The sequence below is a fragment of the Microbacterium sp. OR21 genome (assembly GCF_047306785.1).
GTDB lineage: Bacteria > Actinomycetota > Actinomycetes > Actinomycetales > Microbacteriaceae > Microbacterium > Microbacterium esteraromaticum_E.
This window is the reverse complement of sequence record NZ_JAZEXJ010000001.1, coordinates 419,358-441,472: the sequence shown is the minus strand read 5'-3', so window position 1 is coordinate 441,472 and position 22,115 is coordinate 419,358. Positions and strand designations below refer to the sequence as shown.

General features: G+C 70.5%; 21 protein-coding genes. 6 read left to right on the top strand and 15 right to left on the bottom strand.

What is annotated here, in order from left to right:
- Nucleotides 1–27 precede the first annotated feature (27 nt).
- Nucleotides 28–2,277: an ABC transporter ATP-binding protein gene (locus tag V2S04_RS02080; protein ID WP_413636863.1), complete on the bottom strand. Its 2,250-nt coding sequence runs from the start codon at nucleotides 2,275–2,277 to the stop codon at nucleotides 28–30.
- A complete protein-coding gene (locus V2S04_RS02075; RefSeq protein ID WP_413636862.1) occupies nucleotides 2,274–4,001 on the bottom strand; it encodes an ABC transporter ATP-binding protein in 1,728 nt (575 codons plus the stop codon). Before V2S04_RS02075 ends, V2S04_RS02080 begins: the two co-directional genes overlap by 4 nt.
- Nucleotides 4,002–4,151: 150 nt before the next feature.
- Between V2S04_RS02075 and V2S04_RS02070 the strand changes: the two genes are divergently transcribed.
- Nucleotides 4,152–5,309 (top strand): glycosyltransferase family 4 protein, encoded by a 1,158-nt coding sequence (locus V2S04_RS02070; RefSeq protein WP_413636861.1) that lies wholly within the window; start codon nucleotides 4,152–4,154, stop codon nucleotides 5,307–5,309.
- A gap of 149 nt (nucleotides 5,310–5,458) precedes the next feature.
- Here V2S04_RS02070 and V2S04_RS02065 read toward each other — a convergent pair whose 3' ends face one another.
- Nucleotides 5,459–6,517, bottom strand: coding sequence for an enoyl-CoA hydratase/isomerase family protein (locus V2S04_RS02065; protein ID WP_413636860.1), 1,059 nt, complete (start codon nucleotides 6,515–6,517; stop codon nucleotides 5,459–5,461).
- A gap of 134 nt (nucleotides 6,518–6,651) precedes the next feature.
- Between V2S04_RS02065 and V2S04_RS02060 the strand changes: the two genes are divergently transcribed.
- On the top strand, nucleotides 6,652–8,691 hold the full coding sequence (locus V2S04_RS02060) for an ATP-binding cassette domain-containing protein (RefSeq protein WP_413636859.1): 2,040 nt from the start codon (nucleotides 6,652–6,654) through the stop codon (nucleotides 8,689–8,691).
- Between the two features lie 35 nt (nucleotides 8,692–8,726).
- On the opposite strand, the gene V2S04_RS02055 is transcribed toward V2S04_RS02060, so the two are convergent.
- The 11 genes from V2S04_RS02055 to hemE form a co-directional block, all read right to left on the bottom strand.
- Nucleotides 8,727–9,179 (bottom strand): hypothetical protein, encoded by a 453-nt coding sequence (locus V2S04_RS02055; RefSeq protein WP_099197195.1) that lies wholly within the window; start codon nucleotides 9,177–9,179, stop codon nucleotides 8,727–8,729.
- Nucleotides 9,180–9,298: 119 nt separating this feature from the next.
- The gene (gene hemL / locus V2S04_RS02050; protein WP_413636858.1) at nucleotides 9,299–10,612 is read right to left on the bottom strand and encodes a glutamate-1-semialdehyde 2,1-aminomutase; all 1,314 of its coding nucleotides are present in this window, start codon (nucleotides 10,610–10,612) and stop codon (nucleotides 9,299–9,301) included.
- A 130-nt stretch (nucleotides 10,613–10,742) separates the two neighbouring features.
- A complete protein-coding gene (hemB, locus tag V2S04_RS02045; protein ID WP_413636857.1) occupies nucleotides 10,743–11,720 on the bottom strand; it encodes a porphobilinogen synthase in 978 nt (325 codons plus the stop codon).
- On the bottom strand, nucleotides 11,717–12,514 hold the full coding sequence (locus V2S04_RS02040) for a uroporphyrinogen-III synthase (RefSeq protein ID WP_413636856.1): 798 nt from the start codon (nucleotides 12,512–12,514) through the stop codon (nucleotides 11,717–11,719). The genes hemB and V2S04_RS02040 overlap by 4 nt, the downstream gene beginning before the upstream one ends.
- Before the next feature lie 11 nt (nucleotides 12,515–12,525).
- Nucleotides 12,526–13,512: a hydroxymethylbilane synthase gene (hemC, locus tag V2S04_RS02035; RefSeq protein WP_413636855.1), complete on the bottom strand. Its 987-nt coding sequence runs from the start codon at nucleotides 13,510–13,512 to the stop codon at nucleotides 12,526–12,528.
- Between the two features lie 11 nt (nucleotides 13,513–13,523).
- Nucleotides 13,524–14,192, bottom strand: coding sequence for a hydrogen peroxide-dependent heme synthase (gene hemQ, locus V2S04_RS02030; protein WP_413637276.1), 669 nt, complete (start codon nucleotides 14,190–14,192; stop codon nucleotides 13,524–13,526).
- A gap of 67 nt (nucleotides 14,193–14,259) precedes the next feature.
- Nucleotides 14,260–14,607, bottom strand: a complete 348-nt coding sequence (locus tag V2S04_RS02025) for a hypothetical protein (protein ID WP_340085832.1) — start codon at nucleotides 14,605–14,607, stop codon at nucleotides 14,260–14,262.
- Entirely contained in the window at nucleotides 14,594–15,004 is a 411-nt protein-coding gene (locus tag V2S04_RS02020) for a phage holin family protein (protein WP_340085831.1), read from the bottom strand. Before V2S04_RS02020 ends, V2S04_RS02025 begins: the two co-directional genes overlap by 14 nt.
- A gap of 3 nt (nucleotides 15,005–15,007) precedes the next feature.
- Complete coding sequence (locus V2S04_RS02015; protein WP_413636854.1) at nucleotides 15,008–15,421, bottom strand: hypothetical protein; 414 nt, start codon at nucleotides 15,419–15,421, stop codon at nucleotides 15,008–15,010.
- 116 nt (nucleotides 15,422–15,537) lie between these two features.
- Nucleotides 15,538–17,001 carry a protoporphyrinogen oxidase gene (gene hemG / locus V2S04_RS02010; RefSeq protein WP_413636853.1) on the bottom strand — a complete coding sequence of 488 codons (1,464 nt, stop codon included), beginning with the start codon at nucleotides 16,999–17,001 and terminating at the stop codon, nucleotides 15,538–15,540.
- 31 nt (nucleotides 17,002–17,032) lie between these two features.
- The gene (hemE, locus tag V2S04_RS02005; protein ID WP_340085825.1) at nucleotides 17,033–18,046 is read right to left on the bottom strand and encodes a uroporphyrinogen decarboxylase; all 1,014 of its coding nucleotides are present in this window, start codon (nucleotides 18,044–18,046) and stop codon (nucleotides 17,033–17,035) included.
- Between the two features lie 98 nt (nucleotides 18,047–18,144).
- On the opposite strand from hemE, the gene V2S04_RS02000 reads away from it, so the two are divergent.
- Genes V2S04_RS02000 through V2S04_RS01985 form a run of 4 tightly spaced genes read left to right on the top strand, consistent with a single transcriptional unit; the run spans nucleotide 18,145 to nucleotide 21,414 of the window.
- Nucleotides 18,145–19,407, top strand: a complete 1,263-nt coding sequence (locus V2S04_RS02000) for a glutamyl-tRNA reductase (RefSeq protein WP_413636852.1) — start codon at nucleotides 18,145–18,147, stop codon at nucleotides 19,405–19,407.
- Between the two features lie 49 nt (nucleotides 19,408–19,456).
- A complete protein-coding gene (locus tag V2S04_RS01995; RefSeq protein ID WP_413636851.1) occupies nucleotides 19,457–20,368 on the top strand; it encodes an oxygenase MpaB family protein in 912 nt (303 codons plus the stop codon).
- A 51-nt stretch (nucleotides 20,369–20,419) separates the two neighbouring features.
- The gene (locus V2S04_RS01990) at nucleotides 20,420–20,992 is read left to right on the top strand and encodes an HhH-GPD-type base excision DNA repair protein (RefSeq protein WP_413636850.1); all 573 of its coding nucleotides are present in this window, start codon (nucleotides 20,420–20,422) and stop codon (nucleotides 20,990–20,992) included.
- Nucleotides 20,989–21,414: a DUF1801 domain-containing protein gene (locus V2S04_RS01985; RefSeq protein ID WP_413636849.1), complete on the top strand. Its 426-nt coding sequence runs from the start codon at nucleotides 20,989–20,991 to the stop codon at nucleotides 21,412–21,414. The genes V2S04_RS01990 and V2S04_RS01985 overlap by 4 nt, the downstream gene beginning before the upstream one ends.
- Nucleotides 21,415–21,444: 30 nt before the next feature.
- On the opposite strand, the gene V2S04_RS01980 is transcribed toward V2S04_RS01985, so the two are convergent.
- Nucleotides 21,445–22,092, bottom strand: a complete 648-nt coding sequence (locus tag V2S04_RS01980) for a hypothetical protein (protein ID WP_413636848.1) — start codon at nucleotides 22,090–22,092, stop codon at nucleotides 21,445–21,447.
- Nucleotides 22,093–22,115 lie beyond the last annotated feature (23 nt).

The window sequence follows — 22,115 nt, the reverse complement described above, 5'->3', positions numbered from 1 at the left end:
GGACGGGCGCTTCTGCGTGTGCGGGGTTCAGTCGCGTCGAGGGTCGGATGCCGTGGACTCGGCCTCCTTCACGGCTTCGCCGAGCTGCTGGGCGTCAGCCGCGGCGACGACCTGGTGCTCGGCGACCGCCTCGTGCGCGTTCTCGGCGTCACCGGTGACGATCACCGGCACGGAACCGGTCAGCGCCTCCTCCGCGTCGATGTCGGTGGCGGCCTGCTCGAACTGCGACTGATACAGCCGCCAGTACGCTCCCTGCGCGGCGATCAGCTCGTCGTGGTCGCCCTGCTCGACGATGTCGCCGTGCTCCATCACGAGGATGAGGTCGGCGTCGCGGATCGTCGACAGGCGGTGGGCGATCACGAACGACGTGCGCCCCTCGCGGAGGGCCGCCATCGCCTGCTGCAGCAGCAGCTCGGTGCGGGTGTCGACCGCACTGGTCGCCTCGTCGAGGATGAGGATCGACGGCTGAGACACGAAGGCGCGCGCGATCGTGATCAGCTGGCGCTCACCCGCCGACACGTTCGACGCGTCCTCGTCGAGAACGGTCTCGTACCCGTCCGGCAGGGAGTGCACGAACCGGTCGACGTAGGTCGCCTCGGCCGCCGCGGTGATCTGCTCGTCGGTGGCCGCGTCGTTGCCGTAGCGGATGTTCTCACGGATGCTGCCGGCGAACAGCCACGGGTCCTGCAGCACCATGCCGGTGCGGCTGCGCAGGTCGTCGCGGCGCATCTCGGAGATGTCCTGCCCGTCGAGCAGGATCCGCCCCGAGTTCAGCTCGTAGAACCGCATGATGAGGTTCACGAGCGTGGTCTTGCCGGCGCCCGTCGGGCCGACGATCGCAACCGTCTGCCCCGGCTCCACCCGGAACGACAGGTCCCGGATCAGCGGCCGATCGTCGCTGTACGAGAAGGCGACGTGCTCGAACTCGATGACGCCCTTGCCCTCCGGCGCCGACGGCGCGTCATCGGCATCCGGATCCTGCTCCTCCGCGTCGAGCAGGTCGAAGACCCGCTCGGCCGAGGCGGTGCCCGACTGCACGACGGCGGCCATGCCGCCGAGTTCGCTGAGCGGCTGGCTGAACTGCTGCGAGTACTGGATGAACGCCTGCACGTCGCCGAGACGCAGGTCGCCGCCAGCGACGAGCAGACCGCCGAGCACCGCGATGCCCACGTACTGCAGGTTTCCGACGAACATCATCGCGGGCATGATGATGCCCGAGAGGAACTGCGCCTTGAACGCCGCCTGGAACAGCTCCTCGTTCTCGACCTGGAAGCTCTCGAGGGCGTCCTTCTCGCGACCGAACACCTTCACCAGCGCGTGGCCCGAGAAGGCCTCCTCGACGCGGGCGTTCAGCCGGCCGACCTTGCGCCACTGCGTGCCGAAGGCCTTCTGCGAACGCGGCCCGATGATGCCGAAGATCACGCCCATCAGGGGCAGCGAGATGAGCGCGACCAGCGCCAGCTGCCACGAGATCGAGAACATCATGACCAGCACGCCGACCACCGTGAGCACGCTGGTGAGAGCACCCGACAGCGACTGCTGCATGGTCTGGGTGATGTTGTCGATGTCGTTCGTGACGCGCGAGATCAGCTCGCCGCGCTGCACCTTGTCGAAGTACGACAGCGGCAGGCGGTTGATCTTCGCCTCGACGTCTTCACGCAGACGCCACATGGTGCGCACCATGATGACGTTGATCACGTAGCCCTGCAGCCAGCTCAAGATGGCGGAGACCACGTAGATCGCGAGCACGGCGATGATGATCCAGCGCAGGCGCTCGAAGTCGACGCCGTCGCCGACCGCGAAGTCGTCCATCGCCGAGATCATGTTGGCGAACTCGTCCTGGCCCGCCCCGCGCAGCGCCTCGACGACCTGGTCGCGGCTGGTGCCCTGCGGGAACCCCGGTGCTCCGCCGAAGCCCTGGCCGAGCACGCTCGAGATGAACCCCTCGTAGACGACGTTGGTCGCCTCGCCGAGCACCTTGGGCGCTGCCACGGCGAGCACGACACCGACGGCGCCGAAGAACGACACCAGCGCGAACCACCACGCCGACGGCTTGAGCAGCCCGATCATGCGGAAGAAACTGGGGCCGAAGTTGTCGGCCTTGCCGGGCGCGGGGCCGTCCCACATGCTGCCGCCCTCGAGGCGCGCCTTCTCGGCGAGCTCGGCCTCCTCCTTCTCGGCGGCGGTCATCTCGGGCTCTGCGACGGCGGTGGCGGATGCCCGTGCGGCGAGCGCGCGCTCGCGACGCGACATCCGGTTCTGCTCCTGCTCGCTCATGCGTCCACCCCCAGCTGCGACTCGACGATCTCCCGGTACGTCGGGCTGGTGACGAGCAGCTCGTCGTGCGTGCCCACGCCGACCACAGCGCCGTCGTCGAGGACGACGATCCGGTCGGCGTCGGTGATCGTCGAGACGCGCTGCGCGACGACGATCTTGGTGACGTCGGGCAGCTCCCGCCACAGGGCCTGGCGCAATCGGGCATCCGTCGTCAGATCGAGGGCCGAGAACGAGTCATCGAACACGAGGATGCGCGGCCGGTGCACGATGGCCCTGGCGATCGCCAGGCGCTGACGCTGACCGCCCGAGACGTTCGTGCCGCCCTGCGCGATGCGCGAGTCGAGCCCATCGGGCATCGCCTCGACGAAGTCGCGCCCCTGGGCGATCTCGAGAGCCGCCCACAGCTCCTCGTCGGTGGCATCCTTCCGCCCGTAGCGGAGGTTGGACGCCACCGTGCCGGAGAACAGGAAGGGGCGCTGCGGCACGAGTCCGATGCCCTGCCACAGCGTGTCGAGGTCGGCCTCGCGCACGTCGACGCCGCCGACCTGCACCACACCGCCGGTCGCATCGAACAGGCGCGGGATCAGCGAGACCAGCGTGGTCTTGCCCGAACCGGTCGATCCGATGATCGCCACCGTCTCGCCCGGCCGGGCCTCGAACGTGATGTCGCTGAGAACCGGCACCTCGGCGCCCGGATAGGTGAACTCGACGTTGCGGAACGCGACCGCACCCGGCGCGGGGAAGTCGGTGACGCCGTTCTCGGGGCGGGTCATGGACGACTCCGCGTCGAGCACCTCGGTGACGCGCTCGGCCGAGACCGCAGCGCGCGGGATCATCATCGCCATGAAGCTCGACATGATGACGCCCATCATGATCTGGCCGATGTACTGCATGAACGCGAAGATCGTGCCGATCTCGGCGTTGCCGGCGTTGATCTCGACGCCGCCGAACCACACCACGGCGACGATGGTGACGTTGAGCACGAGCATGAACAGCGGGAACATCAGCACGAACAGCGATCCGATGTTGCGGCCGAGCACCATCAGGTCGGTGTTGACCGTTCGGAATCGGCGCTCTTCGATTCGCTCGCGCACGAAGGCGCGCACGACGCGCACGCCGGTGAGCTGCTCGCGCATGATGCGGTTGACATCGTCGAGCTTGGCCTGATTGCGCCGGAACAGCGGCACCATCCGCCCGATGATCACGACGGCGATGACCAGCAGCAGCGGCACCGACACGGCGATCAGCCAGCTGAGGCCGACGTCGGTCTGGATGGCCTTGATGATTCCGCCGATCGCCAGCAGCGGAGCGGTGACGAACATCGTCGCGCCCATCATCGCGAGCATCTGCACCTGCTGGACGTCGTTCGTGTTGCGGGTGATCAGCGAGCCGGCGCCGAACTGCGACACCTCCCGCTCGGAGAATCCGCTCACCCGCTCGAAGACGTCGGCGCGGATGTCGCGACCGGCGCTCATCGCCATGCGGGCGGCGAAAAGGGTGGCGAGGATCGAGGCGAGGATCTGCCCGAGCGACACGAGCAGCATGAAGCCGCCGCGGTTCCAGATGTAGCCGATGTCGGCCTTGGCGACGCCGTTGTTGATGATGTCGGCGTTGATCTCGGGCAGGTTCAGCGAGGCCATCACGCTGGCGAACTGCAGCACGACGATCGTGATGAGCAGCGGCCAGTATCTGGCCAGATAGCGCATGAGGAGTTTTCCGAGCACAGGTGGTCTTCCTTGTGAGAATTCGGAGGGCCGAAACGCGGCCATCACACATGGTGCCACCAACCGCCGACATCCGTATCCCCCTGAAGGCTGACCTTCGCTGTCAGCGGAAAGCCGCCGAGCGCACGAGCCCTGAATAGACTCGCTGTCATGCCCGCTGAGAACGCCGCCCACGTGCTGATGGTGTGCGACTACTCGCTGCGCTACCTCGGCGGTGCACAGACGGCTTTCATCCGTCAGGCGCAGGCTCTCGCCGGCGAAGGTGTGAAGGTCGTCGTCCTGGCGCCGGATGCCGATGCGCTGGCATCGGACGGCATCATCACCGTCTCCCCGCCCCGCCGCGGCACCATCCCGGTGCTCGACCTGCCGCTGCTCGGCCGCGCCCGCGACCTCGAGCCGCTGGTCGCGGCGACCATCCGCCGGCATCGGATCGGCGCGGTCGTCGTACATTCGGAGTTCGCCCTCGCGGCGGCGGCGATCGACGTGGCGCGGCAGCTGGGCCTCCCGTCTATGCACACGGTGCACACCTTCTTCTGGCGGGCGCCTGCTGCACTCGCCCCGTTCGCGCCGGTCGTGGCGCGCGTGCACTCCGCGCTAACGGGCATCCGGAGCGGCGGTCGCTTCACGGGCAGTCACCCGCTCAACAACGCACTGCGCACCATGACGCTGCGAATCGCCGAGCGGGCCGACATCGTGCTGTCCCCGTCGAAGCACCAGGCCACAGCTCTTCGCAACGCGGGTGCGGGGCGCGTCGAGGCCTTCTCGAACGTCGCGCAGCCGCTGCAAGTGGCCCCCGCTCCTGACGGCGGGCCCCTGCGACTGCTGTGGGTGGCGCGCTTCGCGCCCGAGAAGCGCGTCGAGGTCGCGCTCGACGCGATGCGTCTCGTGATCGATCGCCTGGGTGAGGGCCGGGTGCACCTCGACGTGGCCGGCGGCACGCACCGACCGGTGCCCGGCGTGACATTCCACGGGCCGGTTCCGGGTGGGCGGGTCGGCGAGCTGATGGATGCCGCGGATGCCGCGCTCATCACCTCACTGGGCTTCGACAACCAGCCGATGGTCGCGCTCGAGGCCTTCGCGCACGGGCGTCCGGTGATCGTCAGCGACCCCGTGCTGGCGACCGAGTTCGGCGACGCCGCGCTGGGTACCCCCAGTCCGGATGCTGAGGGCCTGGCCGACTTGATCGTCCGGCTCGAGGCCGACCGCTCGCTGCTCGCGGCTCCGCGTGAGGCCGCGGTCGCGTACGCGAGCGAGCGCGTGGCATCCGCCCATGTCGCCCGACTGCTCGAGCTCGCCGCCTCGATCTGATCGATCGCCTCCCGCGGACGACCGTGCTCGCACGGATGTCGGCAGATCGCACGCGTGCAGGTCGAATCGGCGGCTCCGCGCCGACATCCGTTCATTCCGCCGACATCCGTCCTGGTGCGGGATCGGCAGCCCTCATGACAGCGCCCGCCTCAGAACAGCGCCGGCTCCGGCACGTACGCGCGTGCCGGCGCACCGGCATCCGACGGCAGCTCGGCGACCGTAGCGGGGTACCACTTCGGGCTGCGGTCCTTGTCGACCAGCTGCGCCCGGATGCCCTCGACGAGGTCGGGGTGGTTGTGCCCGAACCACATGACCCGGCGGTACTCCCCCTCGAGCGCCTCCCGGACGCCGCTCATCGCCCGCGCCTCGCGGACCGCGTCGAGGGTGACGGCGAGCGCAGTGGGTGAGAGCTCTTCGAGAGTCGCGAGGGCAGTCGTTGCATCCGCGGCATCCGATTCCCGCAGCCGCTGCATGATCTCCCCCACGGTGTCGGCGGAGAAGGCCTCGTCGATCCACGCCCGCGCGGCGGGCAGTGCGGACGGCTCGGGCGTCTCGTCGAACAGCAGCGTCAGCTCGTTCGCGGTGCCGGGGTCGGCACGGGTCGCGAGCGCGTCGCGCAGGCCGTCGAGATTCTCCGACGGCACGTAGTGATCGGCGAAGCCCAGGTACAGGGCATCCGCCGCGTTCATGCTCTGCCCGGTGAGGCCGAAGTACTCCCCCAGCCGGCCCGGCGCCCGACCGAGCAGCCAGGTGCCGCCGACATCCGGGGTGAAGCCGATGCGCGTCTCGGGCATCGCGAGCCGCGAGCGCTCGGTCACGATGCGCACCGCGGCGTGCCCGGCGAGGCCGATGCCGCCGCCCATGGTGATGCCGTCGGCGAAGACGACGATCGGTTTCGGGTACTCGGCGATGAGCGCGTTCATCGCGTACTCGGCGCGGAAGAAGTCGGCGATGTGCTCGGGGTGGCCGGCCGTGATCGACTCGTACAGTGCGCGGACGTCGCCCCCGGCGCACAGGCCACGGTCGCCTGCGCCGTCGATCAGCACCGTCTGCACGTCGGTGTCGTCCACCCACGCGGTGAGAGCCCCGGTGATCTGCTGGATCATGCCGAGATCGAGGGCGTTGATCGCGCGGGGGCGGTTGAGCGTGATGCGCCCGAGCGAGCTCTCGGTGCGGACGCGGACGGTGTCGGCTTCGGTGTCGGTCACGCCTGTCAGGCTACTCCGCTTCGCGATCTGCCCTGATCTGGCCACCAGGATGGGCGCTTTCGGCAGGTGAAGCCGCGATTTCCGCGGATTTCCGAGAAGATGGAAGGAATTGTCCCGAAGAGGAGAGGTCGGCCATGCCCGAAGGACAGGTGCTCGAGTTCAGCCAGGTCACGAAGCGCTTCGGCGCGGTGACCGCCGTTTCCGACCTCTCCGTGCGCGTGGAGCCCGGAGCGGTCACCGGTTTCCTCGGACCGAACGGCGCCGGCAAGACGACCTCGCTGCGCATCCTGCTGGGTCAGATCCGCCCCACCTCCGGCAGCGCGACGATCGGCGGCGCCAACTACTCCGAACTGCGTCACCCGCTGCGCACCGTCGGCGCGGTTCTCGAGGAGTCGAGCTATCGTCCGCGCCGCACGGCGAGCCGTCAGCTGATGATCGCTGCGAAGGCGAACGGCATCCCGTCGGCTCGAGTGGATGAGGTGCTGCGACTGGTGGGCCTGCAGGATGACGCCGACACCAGGCTGGGCAGCTACTCGCTGGGCATGCGCCAGCGCCTCGCGGTCGCGTCGGCGCTGCTGGGCGACCCGGGCGTGCTCGTGCTCGACGAGCCGGCCAACGGGCTCGACCCCGAGGGCATCCGCTGGATGCGCCTGCTCATGCGTCGTCTTGCGGACGAGGGTCGCACGGTGCTGGTTTCGTCGCACGTGCTGAGCGAGATCGAGCAGGTCGCCGACGACGTCGTGGTGCTCTCGAAGGGCCACGCGGTTCACGCAGGCCCGATCTCCGAGCTGGCGGACTCCTCCGGCGGCGCCGTCGTGGTGGATGCCGAGAACCGCGCCCCCCTGATCACTGCGCTCTCGGCCGCCAAGCTCGACTTCGATGTGCTGCGCTCGGGCGTGACCGTGCGCGACTCCGACTCGGCGACGGTGGGTGCCGTCGCCGCGGCCGCGGGGGTGCCCCTGACGATGCTGCAGCAGCGCGGACCGAGCCTGGAGGAGGTCTTCCTCGACCTCGTCTACGGGCGCCGCGCCGACAGCCCCCGTCTCGACACGTCGGCCAACCCCGTCGCGCACGCGCCGCAGAGTTCGAGCGATGACCGCGGTGCGGCGGACGCTGCGCTGGTGGCGGGCGGCGTGCCGCTGGCCGGTGCCGCGGCGGTCGTCGCGGACGGCGGCATGGTCGTCGCCGCCGGCGCCGGGTACGGCACCGGACCGATCGAGACCGTCGCGGCGGACGACTCGGATGCGGCGGATGCGGATGCCGGGGTTGCGGCTGACGCGGAGACGGACGAGCCGGCCGAGCAGGTTTCGGCGAACGAGCAGGGCGAGCCGCAGCAGGAGTCGGACCAGGCCGACGAAGGCGACCAGACCGAGTCGGCTGAGGAGAGCGAGCAGGCCGAGCGCGACGAGTCCGGTGCGGACGCGTCCGACGATGCAGACGGGGACGAGTCCTCATCGTCCGACGAGGCGCGCGCTGCGGAGTCGAGCGATGACGACCTCGTCGACGGCCTGATCGAGGACGCGCCGATCGCGGACGGCGCTGCCGGCGACGACGAGAGCGGGGATGCCGCCGACACCCAGAACGACGCCGACGAGCCTGAGACCCCTGAGGCCGACGATCCGGCAGGCGACGACGCCGAGTCGGTTTCCGAGCATCCGGTCGCCGACACGGACACCGACACCGACGCAGACGCAGACACAGACGCAGATGAGGCGAGCACCGACGAGCCGTCCGACGAGACCCGCCGGCTGATCCTCCCGCTCGCGACCGAGGCGGTCACGCTTCCGGGTACGACGGTCGAGCCCACGTTCACCGAGCTGATCACTGGCCTGCCCGCATCGGTCACTGTCGAGGGCGCTGACAGCTCGGTCCCGGCCACCGAGGCCATCGCCATCGTGACGCCCGAGCTGTCGCACGACGAAGACGATGACACGATCGACGACGGTGACGACGACCCGCGTCTCGCCGCGATGCGCACCTCGCTGTCGGCCGCCGCCAGTCGCTTCTTCGACGGCCCCGCTCCGGACTACCCCTACAGCTCACGCGCCGCGCGACGCGAGGAGGGAGCCGGCGCGGCCGGCACCGACGCGTCCGCCGACGCCGCGGAACCCGACGCCACCGAGAAGCACGACGAAGAGCAGCAGCACGACGAACAGCACCACCGGCACGGCTGACGCTCTCGCGTGCCGGCCCGCGACGGGCCACCTGCTCAGGCCGTGCGCGGCCGGGGACGGATCACCGGGCGCTGACGCTGCTTCGGCACCGGCACCGATCCGGTCGCGATGTCGACGACGTCCTCAGGCTGGTCGCCGACCTCGAGGCGCAGGGCCTGGGTCAGGGCGAGTCCGTGACGCGTCGTGAGGATCAGCCGCTGGAACTGCGGGTCGCCCTCGAGGTCGATGACCACACCGGGCTTCCGGCGGCGGATCAGCACGAAGTCGGTCGTCTCCGCGGCCTTCCACGTGCCCGCGGCGAGGATGCCGGGGATGTGCGTGCCGGGGCCGGGAACCCCGCGAAGCCAGGTCCAGGCATCCTGAGTCAGCTGCACCTTGGTGATGTGATCGCGCTGAATCCGCACGTTCTCGCGGTGAAAGGTCGACGCTCGCTCGATCGGCGAGAGCACGACCTCGAGCCGTGTCTGATCCAGCAGCAGGGTGACCATGCGTCCAGTCTGCCAAAGAGCACCGACGACACGCACGCGACTTGCTGACAGGACGACAACGATCCCGTTGTGCTCATCCGGCAATCGCCGATGTCACGCCGTGACGACGGAAGGGCGGGTCAGGCGGATGCCGCTGCTGCCGCCGCCACGGGCAGCGCCGCCTCGATGGCGGCGAGCTCCTCTTCGCCGTGGGCTGCGGTGAGGAACCACGCCTCGAACACGCTCGGGGGCAGCGCGACACCCTGCTCGCGCATCGAGTGGAAGAACGGCGCGTACCGGAATGACTCCTGTGTCTGCGCGATCGCGTAGTCCCGCGGCGCTTCCGGAAGGAAGGCGACGCCGAACAGGTTGCCTGCTCGGGGCACGGAGTGCACGACCCCGGCGTCCGTCAGCGCGGCGTCCAGCGCCGCAGACAGCCGTTCAGCCGAGGCGTCGATCCGCTGGTACACCTCGGGCGTCGCCAGCCGCAACGTCGCGATGCCCGCGGCGACCGAGAGCGGATTCCCCGACAGGGTGCCCGCCTGGTAGACGGGGCCCACGGGAGCGAGCATGTCCATGACCTGCGCGCTGCCGCCGAGGGCTGCCAGGGGCATCCCGCCGCCGACGACCTTGCCGAAGGTGATGATGTCGGGAACGTAGTGCTCACCGCCCTGCTGCTGCAGACCCCAGAACCCGGCAGGGTGCACGCGGAAGCCGGTGAGCACCTCGTCGAGGATCATCAGGGCGCCGTGCGCGTGAGCCGTGTCGGCGATGAGCCTGTTGAACCCGGGCAGCGGGGCGACGACGCCCATGTTCGCCGAGGCGGCCTCGACGATCACCGCGGCGATCCGGTCGCCGTGCTCGGCGAAGACCGCGGCCAGGGCATCCGGGTCGTTGTAGTCGATGACGAGGGTCTGCGCGGCGATCGGCGCGGGCACACCCGCCGAGCCGGGAAGGGCGAGGGTCGCCACGCCGGAGCCCGCGGCGGCGAGCAGTCCGTCGGAGTGCCCGTGGTAGTGCCCGGCGAACTTCACCAGCAGGTCGCGGCCGGTCGCGCCGCGGGCGAGACGGATCGCGGTCATGGTCGCCTCGGTGCCCGTCGACACCAGTCGCACCCGCTCGACCGGTCGCACGTCGCCGTGGCGCACGCGCTCGGCGATCAGCTGCGCCAGCTCGACCTCCCCCTCGGTGGGGGCGCCGAACGAGAGGCCGCGGGTCGCGGCATCTTGAACCGCCTGCACGATCTCGGGATGCGCGTGCCCGAGCAGCGCCGGGCCCCACGATGCGACGAGGTCGATGTACTCGCGCCCGGCGGCGTCGGTCACCCGGGCGCCGGACGCGGATGCCAGGAACCGCGGCGTTCCGCCGACCGAGCCGTAGGCGCGCACCGGGGAGTTCACTCCGCCGGGGATCACAGAGCGGGCGGTGTCGAACAGGGAGTCGTTGCGGTCCATGCATCCAGCCTACGGATGCCGGCTATGAGCGGCTCCGGCGACGATCGCAGACGCGGATGCACAGTCATCCCCGAACAGCACACACCTGCAGCGAATCCGTGTGCAGAACGGGGAGAAGTGTGCGCGCGCGTCAGCGCAGCCAGCGTGCGGCTTCGACCGCCCAGTAGGTCAGCACGGCGTCGGCACCGGCCCGGCGGATCGACAGGAGCGACTCGAGCACAGCCGCGCGGCGGTCGATCCAGCCGTTGCCTGCGGCGGCCTCGATCATCGCGTACTCGCCCGAGACCTGGTAGGCCCACACGGGGACGTCGACGGCGTCTCGCACCTCGCGCAGCACGTCCAGGAAGCCCATCGCAGGCTTGACCATGACGATGTCGGCGCCCTCGTCCTGATCGAACAGGGCCTCGCGCACGCCCTCGCGTCGGTTGCCCGGATCCATCTGATAGGTGCGCCGGTCGCCCTGCAGCTGCGAGTCGACGGCCTCGCGGAACGGGCCGTAGAACGCACTGGCGTACTTCGCCGAGTACGCGAGGATCATGGTGTCGATGAAGCCCTCGTCGTCGAGCGCGTCCCGGATGACGGCGACCTGACCGTCCATCATGCCGCTCAGGCCCAGCAGCTGGGAGCCTGCGCGCGCCTGGGCGAGCGCCATCGACGCGTAGCGCTCGAGGGTGGCGTCGTTGTCGACCGCTCCGTCGTCGGCCAGCACGCCGCAGTGACCGTGGTCGGTGAACTCGTCGAGACAGAGATCGGTCTGCACGACCAGCGCGTCGCCGACCTCGGCAGCGAGCGCGGCGGTCGCGACGTTGAGGATGCCGTCGGGATCGTCGGCGCCCGAGCCGATCGCATCGCGTACAGCAGGCACACCGAACAGCATCACGCCGCCGACGCCGGCCTCGGCCGCCTCGACCGCCGCACGACGCAGAGAGTCGAGAGAGTGCTGCACCACACCGGGCATCGAGCCGATCGGCGCGGACTCGGTGAGCCCCTCGCGCACGAACATCGGCAGCACGAGCTGCCGCGGCTCGAGAGACGACTCGCGCATCAGATCGCGCACGGGTGCCGACTGCCGCAGGCGGCGCAGACGCGCCTCGGGGAACCGGCTCACGGCGCGAACTCGTCTGCCGCGTGCGGAAGCGTGAAGCGCGAGACCGTGTCGATTAGCGCGTCGACCGTCTGCTTGTCGGCGATGGCCGTGACCGGAAGGCCCACCTTCTCGGCATCCCGCGCTGTCCGCGGGCCGATCGCGGCGAGCATGGTCGTGTCCGGGATCTCGGGGAACTGCTCGCGCACCTGCTTGGCGACCGAGCCGCTGGTGATCAGGATCGCGTTGATGCGGCCGTTCTCGACGTCGCGTCGGATGCGGTCGGTGACCGGCACGCCCACCGTGCGGTAGGCGACGACGCTGTCGACGTCGTGACCCGCCTCGGTGAGCATGACCGACAGCACGGGCTTCGCGATCTCGCTGCGCAGGGTGAGGATGCGCTGCGCGTCGGGCTCGATCGAGATGATCTTCTCGGCCATCCCGGCCGCCGAGTTGTCGAGCTCGGGCATCAGGGCGACGTCGTATCCGACCGCTTGCAGCGCTGCAGCGGTGGTCTCGCCGACGGCGGCGACCTTCGTCTTCGACGGGATCTCGACGCGATGGGCGTACAGCACGTCGACGGTCGTGGCGCTGGTGATGGTCAGCCAGTCGTACTCTCCGGCCTGCAGGCGCTCGAGCGCCGCGTCGAGCGCGTCCTGGTCGGTGGTCGGGGCGAAGTTGATCAGGGGCGCCACCACGGGCACCGCGCCCATCGCGCGCAGGCTGGCGGCGACGCCGTCGCCCCACGGGCCGCCTCGGGGCACGAGAACTCGCCAGCCGTCGAGCGGCCTGGCGGTCTTGGTTTCGGAAGCAGTCATCTCGATCACTCTCAGGGGAGGAGGTCGGCCGCTCCCTGTTCGAGCAGCCGATGGGCCGCAGAGTCGCCGAGCTCACGAGCCGTGCGCATCGGGTCTGCACCATCGGCAGCATCCGCTCCGTTGCCGCTGCCGTTCCGTCGAATATACCCCCTGCTCAGGGACTCGGTGACGTCGAGTCCGATCCGGCGTCCGCCACCCGGCTCGTACACGACGGCGCGCACCCGGATCTCATCTCCGGTGACGACCGCGTGGGCGGCCATCGGCGCCTGGCATCCGGCCTCGAGCCCAGCGAGCACCGCCCGCTCCACCGTGACGGCGATGCGGGTGTCGCGGTCGTCGAGCAGGGCGAGAGCCTGCAGCAGCTCGGCGGGCGCGTCGGCCGTGGTCTCGACCGCGAGGGCGCCCTGACCCGGCGCCGTCGGCCACTCGGCGAGGCCCAGCTCTTCCCGGCGCAGGGTCGTCTCCGATCCGAGGCGGGTGAGACCGGCTGCTGCGAGGATGACGGCATCCAGCTCACCTGACGACACCCGCTCCAGACGCGAGTCGACGTTGCCGCGGATGTCGACCACCTCGGCGTGCGGCGCCCGACGCCGCACCTGGGCGATCCGGCGCGGAGAGCCGGTGCCCACCGTGCTGCCGCGGCGCAGCTCGTGCAGCGGTGTGCCACCGCGCGTGATGACGACGTCCCTGGCATCCGCGCGCGGCGGCGTGGCCGCGATGACCAGCTCGGCCGGAACGGCCGTGGGCAGATCCTTCAGCGAGTGCACGAGGATGTCGCACTCGCCCGCGATCAGCGCCTCGCGCAGACGGTTGGCGAAGATGCCGGTGCCGCCGATCTCGGAGAGGGATGCCCGGTTCGTGTCGCCCTCCGAGACGATCGGGACGAGCTCCACCGGCCGGCCGGAGACCGCGGCGAGCGCATCCGCGACGTGACCGGACTGCGCCTGCGCGAGTGCGCTGCGACGGGTGCCGAGGCGGATCGGGGCGGACGTGGTCACTGCGGCGCTGCTCACTGAAGCACTTCGGCGATCTCGTCCAGACGCAGGCGGCGCCCAGTGTAGAAGGGCACCTCCTCCTTCACGTAGCGACGGGCCTCGGTGTAGCGCAGGTCGCGCATCAGGTCGACGAGCTCGGTCGGCGAATCCGACTCGAGCGGCAGCAGCCACTCGTAGTCGCCCAGCGCGAACGCGGCGACCGTGTTGGCGATGACGCCGGTGAACGCGGCTCCCTTGCGACCGTGGTCGGCGAGCATCTTGCGGCGCTCGGACTCGTCGATCAGGTACCACTCGGGCGTGCGCACGAACGGGTAGAGGCACAGCCACTGCTTCGGCTCGACGCCGCGCAGGAAACCGGGCACGTGCGCCCGATTGAACTCGGCATCGCGGTGCACACCCATGACGTTCCACACGGGCAGAAGGTGACGCAGCAGGTCGGTGCGGCGCAGGCGGCGCAGGGCGCGCTGCAGGTCTTCGACCGTGTCGCCGTGCAGCCACACCATGAGATCAGCGTCGGCCTTGAGACCGCTGACGTCGTAGAAGCCGCGGACGGTCACACCGGAGTTCTCGATGTGGCCGATGAGCACCTCGAGCTCGCTCGTCTCGGCCTCGATCGCGGGAGCAGCGGGGTTTCGGCCCCAGACGGCCCACAGGGTGAATCCGGACGGGTTGTCATCGCGCATTTCCGACATGCTTCCAGTCTGCCCCTTCTCAGCGAGGGCGGCGAACCGAGAGCGTGATGCGGCGACGTCAGCGCGAGATCGCTCGGGCGATCACCCACACGAGTCCGCCGACCGTCGCCGCGGCGGCGACGACCGCGGCGCCGGCGCCCACCGGGTTGCGGTGCGCGAACGACCGAGCGCGCACGACACCCCGTGCGGTCGCCTTCTCGATGCGGCGCGGGAAGTTGCCCCGCACCTCGATCGCGGCGAGGGCTGCACGCAGCTCGGCACGGGCGGACTGGACCGGATCGGTGATCCCGTCCGGCACGACCGTGCGCGGCAGAGGGCTCTGCACGACGTCGGCATTGCGAGCGATCTCGGCGTTGCGTGCGCGCTCGTCGCGGCGTGCCACCTCGAGGTTCTCAGAGTCGGTCATGGTCAGGGCCCCCCTTGATGAGACGCACATCGGTGGCGACCGCCTGCCCGGGGTTCTCGCGCTTGACCACCTTGCGGAAGCGTGCGAGACCCATGAGCGCGAAGATCACGATGAAGACGAGCAGGAAGCCGAAGACGGCGAGCGCCGAGACCCATGCCGGCCACCAGGAGCTGAGTCCGATGATGCCGAACGCGAGCAGCACGGGAATCGACCAGAACAGCAGGAACAGGACGATGACGAACCACAGGCTGCCCATCCCGGCGTCCTTCGCCGTGCGCGACACCCATGCCTTGGCCGCGTCGATCTCAGCCGTGATGAGGTTGCGCACCAGCTCGGGCAGATCTCCGAGCAGGGTCAGCAGGCTGTCGTCGGCGCGGTCGCGGTATCCGCGGAGCATCCGTCAGGCCTTGTTCTTGGGCGTGGTGCCCTCAGAGCCGACCGGCTTGGCAGGAGGCATCGTGCCGCTCGCCGTCGTGCCGTTCGACTTCGCGTCGTGAGATTCCTTGGCGTCGGCGACCTTCTCGGCGGCGTCCTTCGTCGCGTCGATGGCGCCGTCGAGCTTCTCGCCCGGGGTGGTGCCGGACTTCGAGACGGCTTTGACCACCTTGACCGCACCGGTCCAGACGGCACCGGGAACCGCAGCCGCCTGGGACTTGGCGAAGTCCTGCACGCGCGACACCTGCTCCTGCACCGGGTCGAGGTTCCAGACCTTCAGCCACTGCGTCTTGATCTGCTCGTAGCGCTCGCGCCCTGCTCGACTGCCGAGGACGTAGCCTGCGCCGAGTCCGATGACGAGTCCGATCTTCCCCTTCATGAGGGCCTCCTGACGTTGGTTGCGGCCTCTTTCGCGTTCCAGGGTAACCGCATATTCCCGATTCGGCATCTGCCCTTGCGCCGGGCGGCAGTTCGATGTAACAGAGGGCTGTGCGGTCAGTCCCAGAGCAGACCGGCGCGCAGCCGATCGGCCTCGGCCAGGGCATCCGGAATCACCTGCGCCAGTCCGGTTCCGGCGACCCACGCACCCACGACCGCGAGACCCGGCACGGCGGCCACGGCGGCGCGTACGGCGGCGCGGCGCTCCGTCGCGCCGATCAGCGACGTCGGCTGCGCCTGCACGTAGCGCGCGCGGTGGGCGGCGATCAGCTGCGGTGCGCTGAGGGTCACCCCGAGCAGGGCGGATGCCTCGGACAGGGCGAGCGCGGCCGCCGCGTCGTCATCGAGGTCGGCGGTCGCTGCCGGTTCACCCTGGCTGCCGAACGACACCCGCACGAGGTGACGGCCCTCAGCCGCCTCGCGCACCCAGGCCCACTTGACGGTGGAGTGTGTGAGGGCCTTGGCCGTGTGGCTGCCCGGTACGGTCAGCACCCCGCTGCCGCGCGGTGCGGCGTCGAGCTCGGGGGCGTCGAGCAGCAGCGTGACGATCTCGATCTCGGGCGCCGCCCCGGCGTCGCCCAGGCCCGTCACATGCGGGTCGATGAGGTGGCGTGCAGAGGGCTCGGCGGTGGCGACGACGACGCCGCCGGCGGTCAGGAGGGTCTCGCCTTCGGCATCCGGGTCGTCGGCCGACGGCGCGATCTCGACCGTCCACGCCTCGCCGTCGCGATCGATGCGGGTGACCGCGGTGCCGGTGCGCACGTCGACCCCGTACGCGGCGAGGTCGGCGCGCAGCGCCTCTACCAGCCGCCCCATACCGCCGACGAGACCGAGCACCGCGGCCCCGGGAGCTGCGCCCTTGCGCTCGGCTGCGAGCAGGCCCACCGCTCCGGTCAGCGAGCCGATGCGGGTGAGCGCGGCGTTGAGTCCGGGCGCGGCGACGTCGGTGTCGACGTCGTCGGGGTCTGCAGAGTAGACCCCGGCCGTGACGGGAGCGACGAGGCGGTCGCGCACGCGGGCGCCCATCTGCGAGCCGACGAGCTTGCCCAGGCTGCGCTCGTGGCCGATCGTCAGCGGCGGGCGCAGGCGGTCGAGGTACGCGCGCCAGGCCCCGCGCCAGCCGATGATGCGGCGCACGTCGTCCTGGAAGGGGTTGGCCGGGATGCCGAGCAGGCTGCCCTTGGGCAGGGGCGCGTCGGGGGCATCCGGGATGCCGCTCAGCCACGCGCCACCGCCCTGCGGGGGAACCACCGCGTCAGCGAGGCCCAGCTCGTCGACCAGCGCGCGCACGTGGCCTCCGCGGGTGGCGAAGCTCTCGGCGCCCACGTCCACGGTGATGCCGTCGAGCTCGGCCGTGCGGATGCTGCCCCCCAGGGCCTCGGATGCCTCCAGCAGCGTCACCCGCATGCCGACCTTCGCGCATTCGCGGGCGGCGACCAGACCGCCGATCCCTCCGCCGACCACGACGACATGCTGCTGCGCCGCTCGCGCGGCGAGTTCGGGGGAATGCTCGGAGGTCATGCTGCGATTCTTCCATCGCGCCCTGTGCGGGTCAGATCTCGCCGTGGGCGAGCTGCACGATGCGGGTCAGCTGATCAGGGTCGGTCTCCGGCGGCACGCCGTGACCGAGGTTGAGGATGTGCCCCTTCGCACCGCGGCCGCGCGCGATCACGTCGCGCACGTGCGCCTCGAGCACCGGCCACGGGGCCTGCAGCATCGCGGGGTCGATGTTGCCCTGCACGACGGTGTCGGGTCCGACGATGCCGATCGCCTCGTCGAGCGGCATCCGCCAGTCGACGCCCACGGCGTCGGCCACACCGTCCAGCCGCATGTCGGCGAGGAAGGGTCCGGTGCCCACGCCGAAGTGGATGCTCGGCAGGCCGATGCCCTCGAGCGCCGCCTTCGAGTGCGGGGCGATGTGCGCGCGGTAGTCGGCTGTGCTGAGGGACCCTGCCCACGAGTCGAAGAGCTGCACGACCGAGGCACCCGCGTCGCGCTGGATCTCGAGGAAGCGACGTGAGATGCGCGACAGCCATCCGGCGAGCGCGTTCCACGCCTCGGGGTCGGCGTGCATCATGGCCCGGGCGCGCAGGTGCTCCTTCGACGGGCCGCCCTCGATCAGGTAGGCGGCGAGCGTGAACGGCGCTCCGGCGAAGCCGATCAGCGGGGTCTCGCCAAGCTCGGCGACGGTCAGGCGCACGGCCTCGGCGACCGCGGTGCCGTCGAGATCGGCGGGGTCGATCTGCGTGATCTTCGCGACATCATCGGCGGTGCGCACGGGCCTGGCGAAGACCGGACCGCGGCCGGGCTCGATCTCGACGTCGACGCCGGCCAGTCGCAGGGGGATGACGATGTCGCTGAAGAACACCGCCGCGTCGACCTTGTGACGGCGCACCGGCTGCAGGGTGATCTCGGATGCCAGGTCGGGGGTGAGGCAGGCATCCAGCATCCGGGTGCCGACGCGCAGCTCGCGGTACTCGGGCAGCGACCGCCCGGCCTGACGCATGAACCAGACGGGGGTGCGCTCGGGGGTCTCACCGGCGAGCGCGCGCAGCAGATCACTCATGCCGCCATCCTCGCATCGAGCGCCTATGCACCGGCCGGGATGCCGCGGTTAGGTGGCCCTTGGATGCCACCCACAGCAACGCGGCGTAGACTCGGTCTGTGCTGCTCTGCGTGACGGCGAGTCACAAGACCGCCTCTTTCGAACTGCTCGAACGCCTCAGCCGCCACCCCGAGACCGTCGCCCCCAGCCTGATGGCTGCCGGCGTGCAGGGAGCCGTCGTGCTCGCCACCTGCAACCGATTCGAAGCCTATGTCGAGGCCGATGAGGTGGACTCGGAGGCGGTGATCGAGACGGTCGCGCAGGCCACCGGCATCCCCTCCGCAGACCTCGACGGGTCGTACCAGGTCGTCGCCGACCCGCACGTCGCCGAGCACCTCTTCTCGGTCGCATCCGGCCTCGAGTCGGTCGTGTCGGGCGAGGGCGAGATCGCAGGTCAGGTGCGTCGAGCTCTGAGCGGAGCGCGCGAGCAGGGCACCACCTCGCCACAGCTCGAGCGCCTGTTCCAGCGCGCCAGCCAGGCGCAGCGCAAGGTGAAGAACGTCACGGCCCTGCATCGCGCCGGACGCTCGCTCGTGCGCCTCTCGCTCGATCTCGCCGACAGCCGCATCGCCGACTGGAGCACCGAGCGCGTGCTGCTCGTCGGCACCGGTTCGTACGCCGCGGTCACTCTCGCGTCGCTGCGCGAGCGCGGCGCCGTCGACATCTCGGTCTACTCGCCGTCGGGTCGCGCCGTGCCGTTCGCCAAGAAGCACGGCATCCGTCCGGTCGCATCCGAGGACTACGCGGCGATGGCACAGCGCTCATCGCTGCTGATCACCTGCACCTCCACCGAGATGGTGCTGGGTCCTGCTCAGTTCGATCGTGCGGCGGGAGCCCCCGCCGGATGCCCGGTCGGCACCCACTCGCAGCTCGTGATCGACCTCGGGATGCCGCGCAACGTCGATCCCGACGTGGCACACCTCGAAGGGGTGGCTCTGCTCGACCTCGAGACGATCCGCCTGCACGCGCCGCTGGAGGAGCTGCACGCCACCGACGCCGCTCGCGACGTGGTGCGCGAGGCGGCCGAGAGCTTCCACCTCGACGGCTCGCGGCAGAGCGTGACCCCCGCGGTCGTCGCGCTGCGCACCCACATCTTCGGTCTGCTCGAGGCCGAGATCGACCGCGCCCGGCGTCGCGGCGACGAGAACGGACTTGTCGAGCAGGCGATGCGCCACCTGGCCGGCGTGCTGCTGCACACTCCGACGACGCGCGCTCATGAGCTCGCGGCCGAGGGCCGTGCCGACGAGTTCCACGCCGCGCTGTCGACGCTCTACGGCCTGTCGGCCGGGGCCGACACCGCGCCCGACGCCGCCACCGCCTGATCACACGACGACCCGCCCCGTGCCGTTCGAGACGTGCGACGCTGGGAGCATGACGCAGCGCACACCCCTGCGAGCGCGACTGCTCACCGCGCTCAGCGGCGACCCGAACGGAACGCCGCGGTGGGTGCGTGAGCTCGCCGAAGGAGACGACGACGGCTGGTTCGCGGAGGATGGTGCCGCGTGGACGGTGCACGCCGGGATGGGCACGCTCGTCGCAGGCATCCGGGCGCTGCTGATCCAGGCCCTGCACCCCGGGGCCATGGCCGGCGTGCACGACTTCTCGCGCTACCGCGAAGACCCGATCTCGCGCCTGAACGGCACGGTGCGGTGGGTGCTGAGCGTCACCTACGGCTCGCGGGAGCAGGCCGAGCGCGAGACGGGGCGAGTGGCGCGCCTGCACCGCCGCGTCGCCGGCGACTACGTCGGCGGAGACGGCGTGGAACGTCAGTACAGCGCCTCCTCCGCCGACCTCGTCGAATGGGTGCATCTCGCGTTCGCCGACGCGTTCCTCACCGCACACGAGGTGTGGGGCGGCCCGATCCCCGGCGGGGCGGACGCGTACGTCGCGGAATGGGCGACCGCCGGACGCCTGATGCACGTGCCGGATCCGCCGACGAGCGCGGCGGAGCTGAGGGAACGACTGCACGGGTTCCTCGAGCGGGGTGAGCTGCGCGCCGATGAGCGCACCCGCGAGGTGGTGGCGTTCCTGCGCCGCCCGCCGTTCGCCGGAGCCATGGGCATCGCCTACCGGGTGCTGTTCGCCGCGGCAGTCGCCACGATCCCGCGCCGCTACCGCCGCATGCTGGGCGTCCGGCGCAGCATCCTCCCCGTCGTCACCGGCACCCGCCTCGTGCTCGCCGTTGCCGAGAGATCGCTCGGCTCGGGCCCGCGCGCGCAGGATTTCGCGCGACGCCGGCTGGCTCGCCTGTCGCTCTCGCGCCCTGCCGGCGAAGCCGCCTGAGCGCGGGTCGGAGCCCGCGCGGGCACTGCGCGCGCCTGCCACACTGGAGGCATGGCCCTTCACATCACCGGAGACACCGCCGCCGACGACCTGCTGACCAACAATCCGCTCGCGCTGCTGATCGGGATGCTGCTCGACCAGCAGGTGCCCATGGAGACCGCGTTCGCCGGCCCGCTCAAGATCGAGCGGCGCACCGGAGCCGCGGACGCCGCCGCGATCGCAGGGATGGATCCGGATGCCTTCCTCGAGGCGTTCCGGCAGACCCCGGCCGTGCATCGCTTCCCGGGTTCGATGGCCACCAGGGTGCAGACGCTCTGCCAGACGCTCGTCGACGAGTGGGGCGGAGACGCCTCGGCCCTCTGGACCGACGGCGACCCCGAAGGATCCGAGGTGCTGAGGCGCCTGAAGAAGCTGCCCGGATTCGGAGAGCAGAAGGCCAAGATCTTCCTCGCACTGCTCGGCAAGCAGTACGGCTTCACCGGTGCGGGGTGGCGGGAGGCATCCGCTCCCTACGGCGAGGCGGACGCCTACCGCAGCGTCGCCGACATCGTCTCCCCTGAGTCGCTGACCAAGGTGCGCGAGCACAAGAAGGCGATGAAGGCGGCGGCCAAGGCCGCGAAATGATTCCCACCGGTGATGATGTCGCGGGGCTGATCGCCCGCTCCGCTCCGGCGATCCGAAGACGGGATGCCGAGACGCTGACCGCCCTGATGCAGGAGGTCACAGGCCGCGCGCCCGCGACCTGGGGCACGATCATCGGATTCGGTCAGGTGCACTACCGTTACCCCACCGGCACCGAGGGCGACACCGGTCTGCTCGCCTTCGCACCGCGCAAGACGGCGACGACGATCTACCTGCTGGACGGTGTGGACGCTCATGCCGAAGCACTGGCGCATCTCGGCCCGCACACGTCGGGAGCCGGATGCCTATACATCAAAGACCTCGAGCAGATCGACCTCGACGTGCTGCGGGGCATCCTCACCCGCTCGCTCGCCTGGGCGGAGTCCGGGGGCGGCGACGGGATGCAGCTCACCGTCGTCAGCTGACGGCAAGCCCCCGCAAGCGCCCGGGGGCCCTCAGCTCTGCGAGGCGAAGACCACGGTCTCGCCGGGCGCCGGACGCAGCGCCAGCACCAGAGCGACCACGCCGAGGAAGGCGACGGCCGACGCGGAGATCAGGCTGATCACCGCGAAGAGCGCACCCAGCAGGGTCTGATCGCTGATCGACCCCGCAGCGGCGATCAGGTTCGGAATCAGCTGCGCGACCACGATCGCGCCCAGCGCCCACAGCGGCGCCCAGTTCCACGGCTTCGGCACGATCGCGATGCGGCCGATCTGCACGGCCGCGATGATCGCGAGCACGAGGCTGACCACCTGGTCAGCCGTGCCCACCATCGCGGCGGTGGACAGGTAGCCCGCGTCTGTCGGTGCCGCCGAGTTCACCAGCATCCACGCCACAGGGACCATGATCAGCGACCAGACCGCCAGTGCGATGATGGCACCGGTGCCGAGGGTGCGCCGGCCGGTCACGCTGCCACCGCGCCCGAGCCCGATCGCGAACACCACGGCACCGGCATGGAACAGCAGCTGCGAGATACTGAACGGCAGCCCAGGCACGGTGACCATGCCCAGACCGAGCAGCGCGGACGCCACGAACATCACGCCACCGGTCATCCACGTGCGCCGGCGCGAGCGCGTCGTGTCGGCGGCAGTCACGTCGATCATGCGGTCACCCTAGCGGGCGCGGC

Coding starts and splice junctions, on each gene's coding strand:
- V2S04_RS02080 (WP_413636863.1), bottom strand. CDS start 2,277: ATGAGCGAGCAGGAGCAGAACCGGATGTCGCGTCGCGAGCGCGCGCTC.
- V2S04_RS02070 (WP_413636861.1), top strand. CDS start 4,152: ATGCCCGCTGAGAACGCCGCCCACGTGCTGATGGTGTGCGACTACTCG.
- V2S04_RS02060 (WP_413636859.1), top strand. CDS start 6,652: ATGCCCGAAGGACAGGTGCTCGAGTTCAGCCAGGTCACGAAGCGCTTC.
- V2S04_RS02055 (WP_099197195.1), bottom strand. CDS start 9,179: ATGGTCACCCTGCTGCTGGATCAGACACGGCTCGAGGTCGTGCTCTCG.
- hemL (WP_413636858.1), bottom strand. CDS start 10,612: ATGGACCGCAACGACTCCCTGTTCGACACCGCCCGCTCTGTGATCCCC.
- V2S04_RS02040 (WP_413636856.1), bottom strand. CDS start 12,514: ATGACTGCTTCCGAAACCAAGACCGCCAGGCCGCTCGACGGCTGGCGA.
- hemQ (WP_413637276.1), bottom strand. CDS start 14,192: ATGCGCGATGACAACCCGTCCGGATTCACCCTGTGGGCCGTCTGGGGC.
- V2S04_RS02025 (WP_340085832.1), bottom strand. CDS start 14,607: ATGACCGACTCTGAGAACCTCGAGGTGGCACGCCGCGACGAGCGCGCA.
- V2S04_RS02020 (WP_340085831.1), bottom strand. CDS start 15,004: ATGCTCCGCGGATACCGCGACCGCGCCGACGACAGCCTGCTGACCCTG.
- V2S04_RS02015 (WP_413636854.1), bottom strand. CDS start 15,421: ATGAAGGGGAAGATCGGACTCGTCATCGGACTCGGCGCAGGCTACGTC.
- hemG (WP_413636853.1), bottom strand. CDS start 17,001: ATGACCTCCGAGCATTCCCCCGAACTCGCCGCGCGAGCGGCGCAGCAG.
- hemE (WP_340085825.1), bottom strand. CDS start 18,046: ATGAGTGATCTGCTGCGCGCGCTCGCCGGTGAGACCCCCGAGCGCACC.
- V2S04_RS01995 (WP_413636851.1), top strand. CDS start 19,457: ATGACGCAGCGCACACCCCTGCGAGCGCGACTGCTCACCGCGCTCAGC.
- V2S04_RS01990 (WP_413636850.1), top strand. CDS start 20,420: ATGGCCCTTCACATCACCGGAGACACCGCCGCCGACGACCTGCTGACC.
- V2S04_RS01985 (WP_413636849.1), top strand. CDS start 20,989: ATGATTCCCACCGGTGATGATGTCGCGGGGCTGATCGCCCGCTCCGCT.
- V2S04_RS01980 (WP_413636848.1), bottom strand. CDS start 22,092: ATGATCGACGTGACTGCCGCCGACACGACGCGCTCGCGCCGGCGCACG.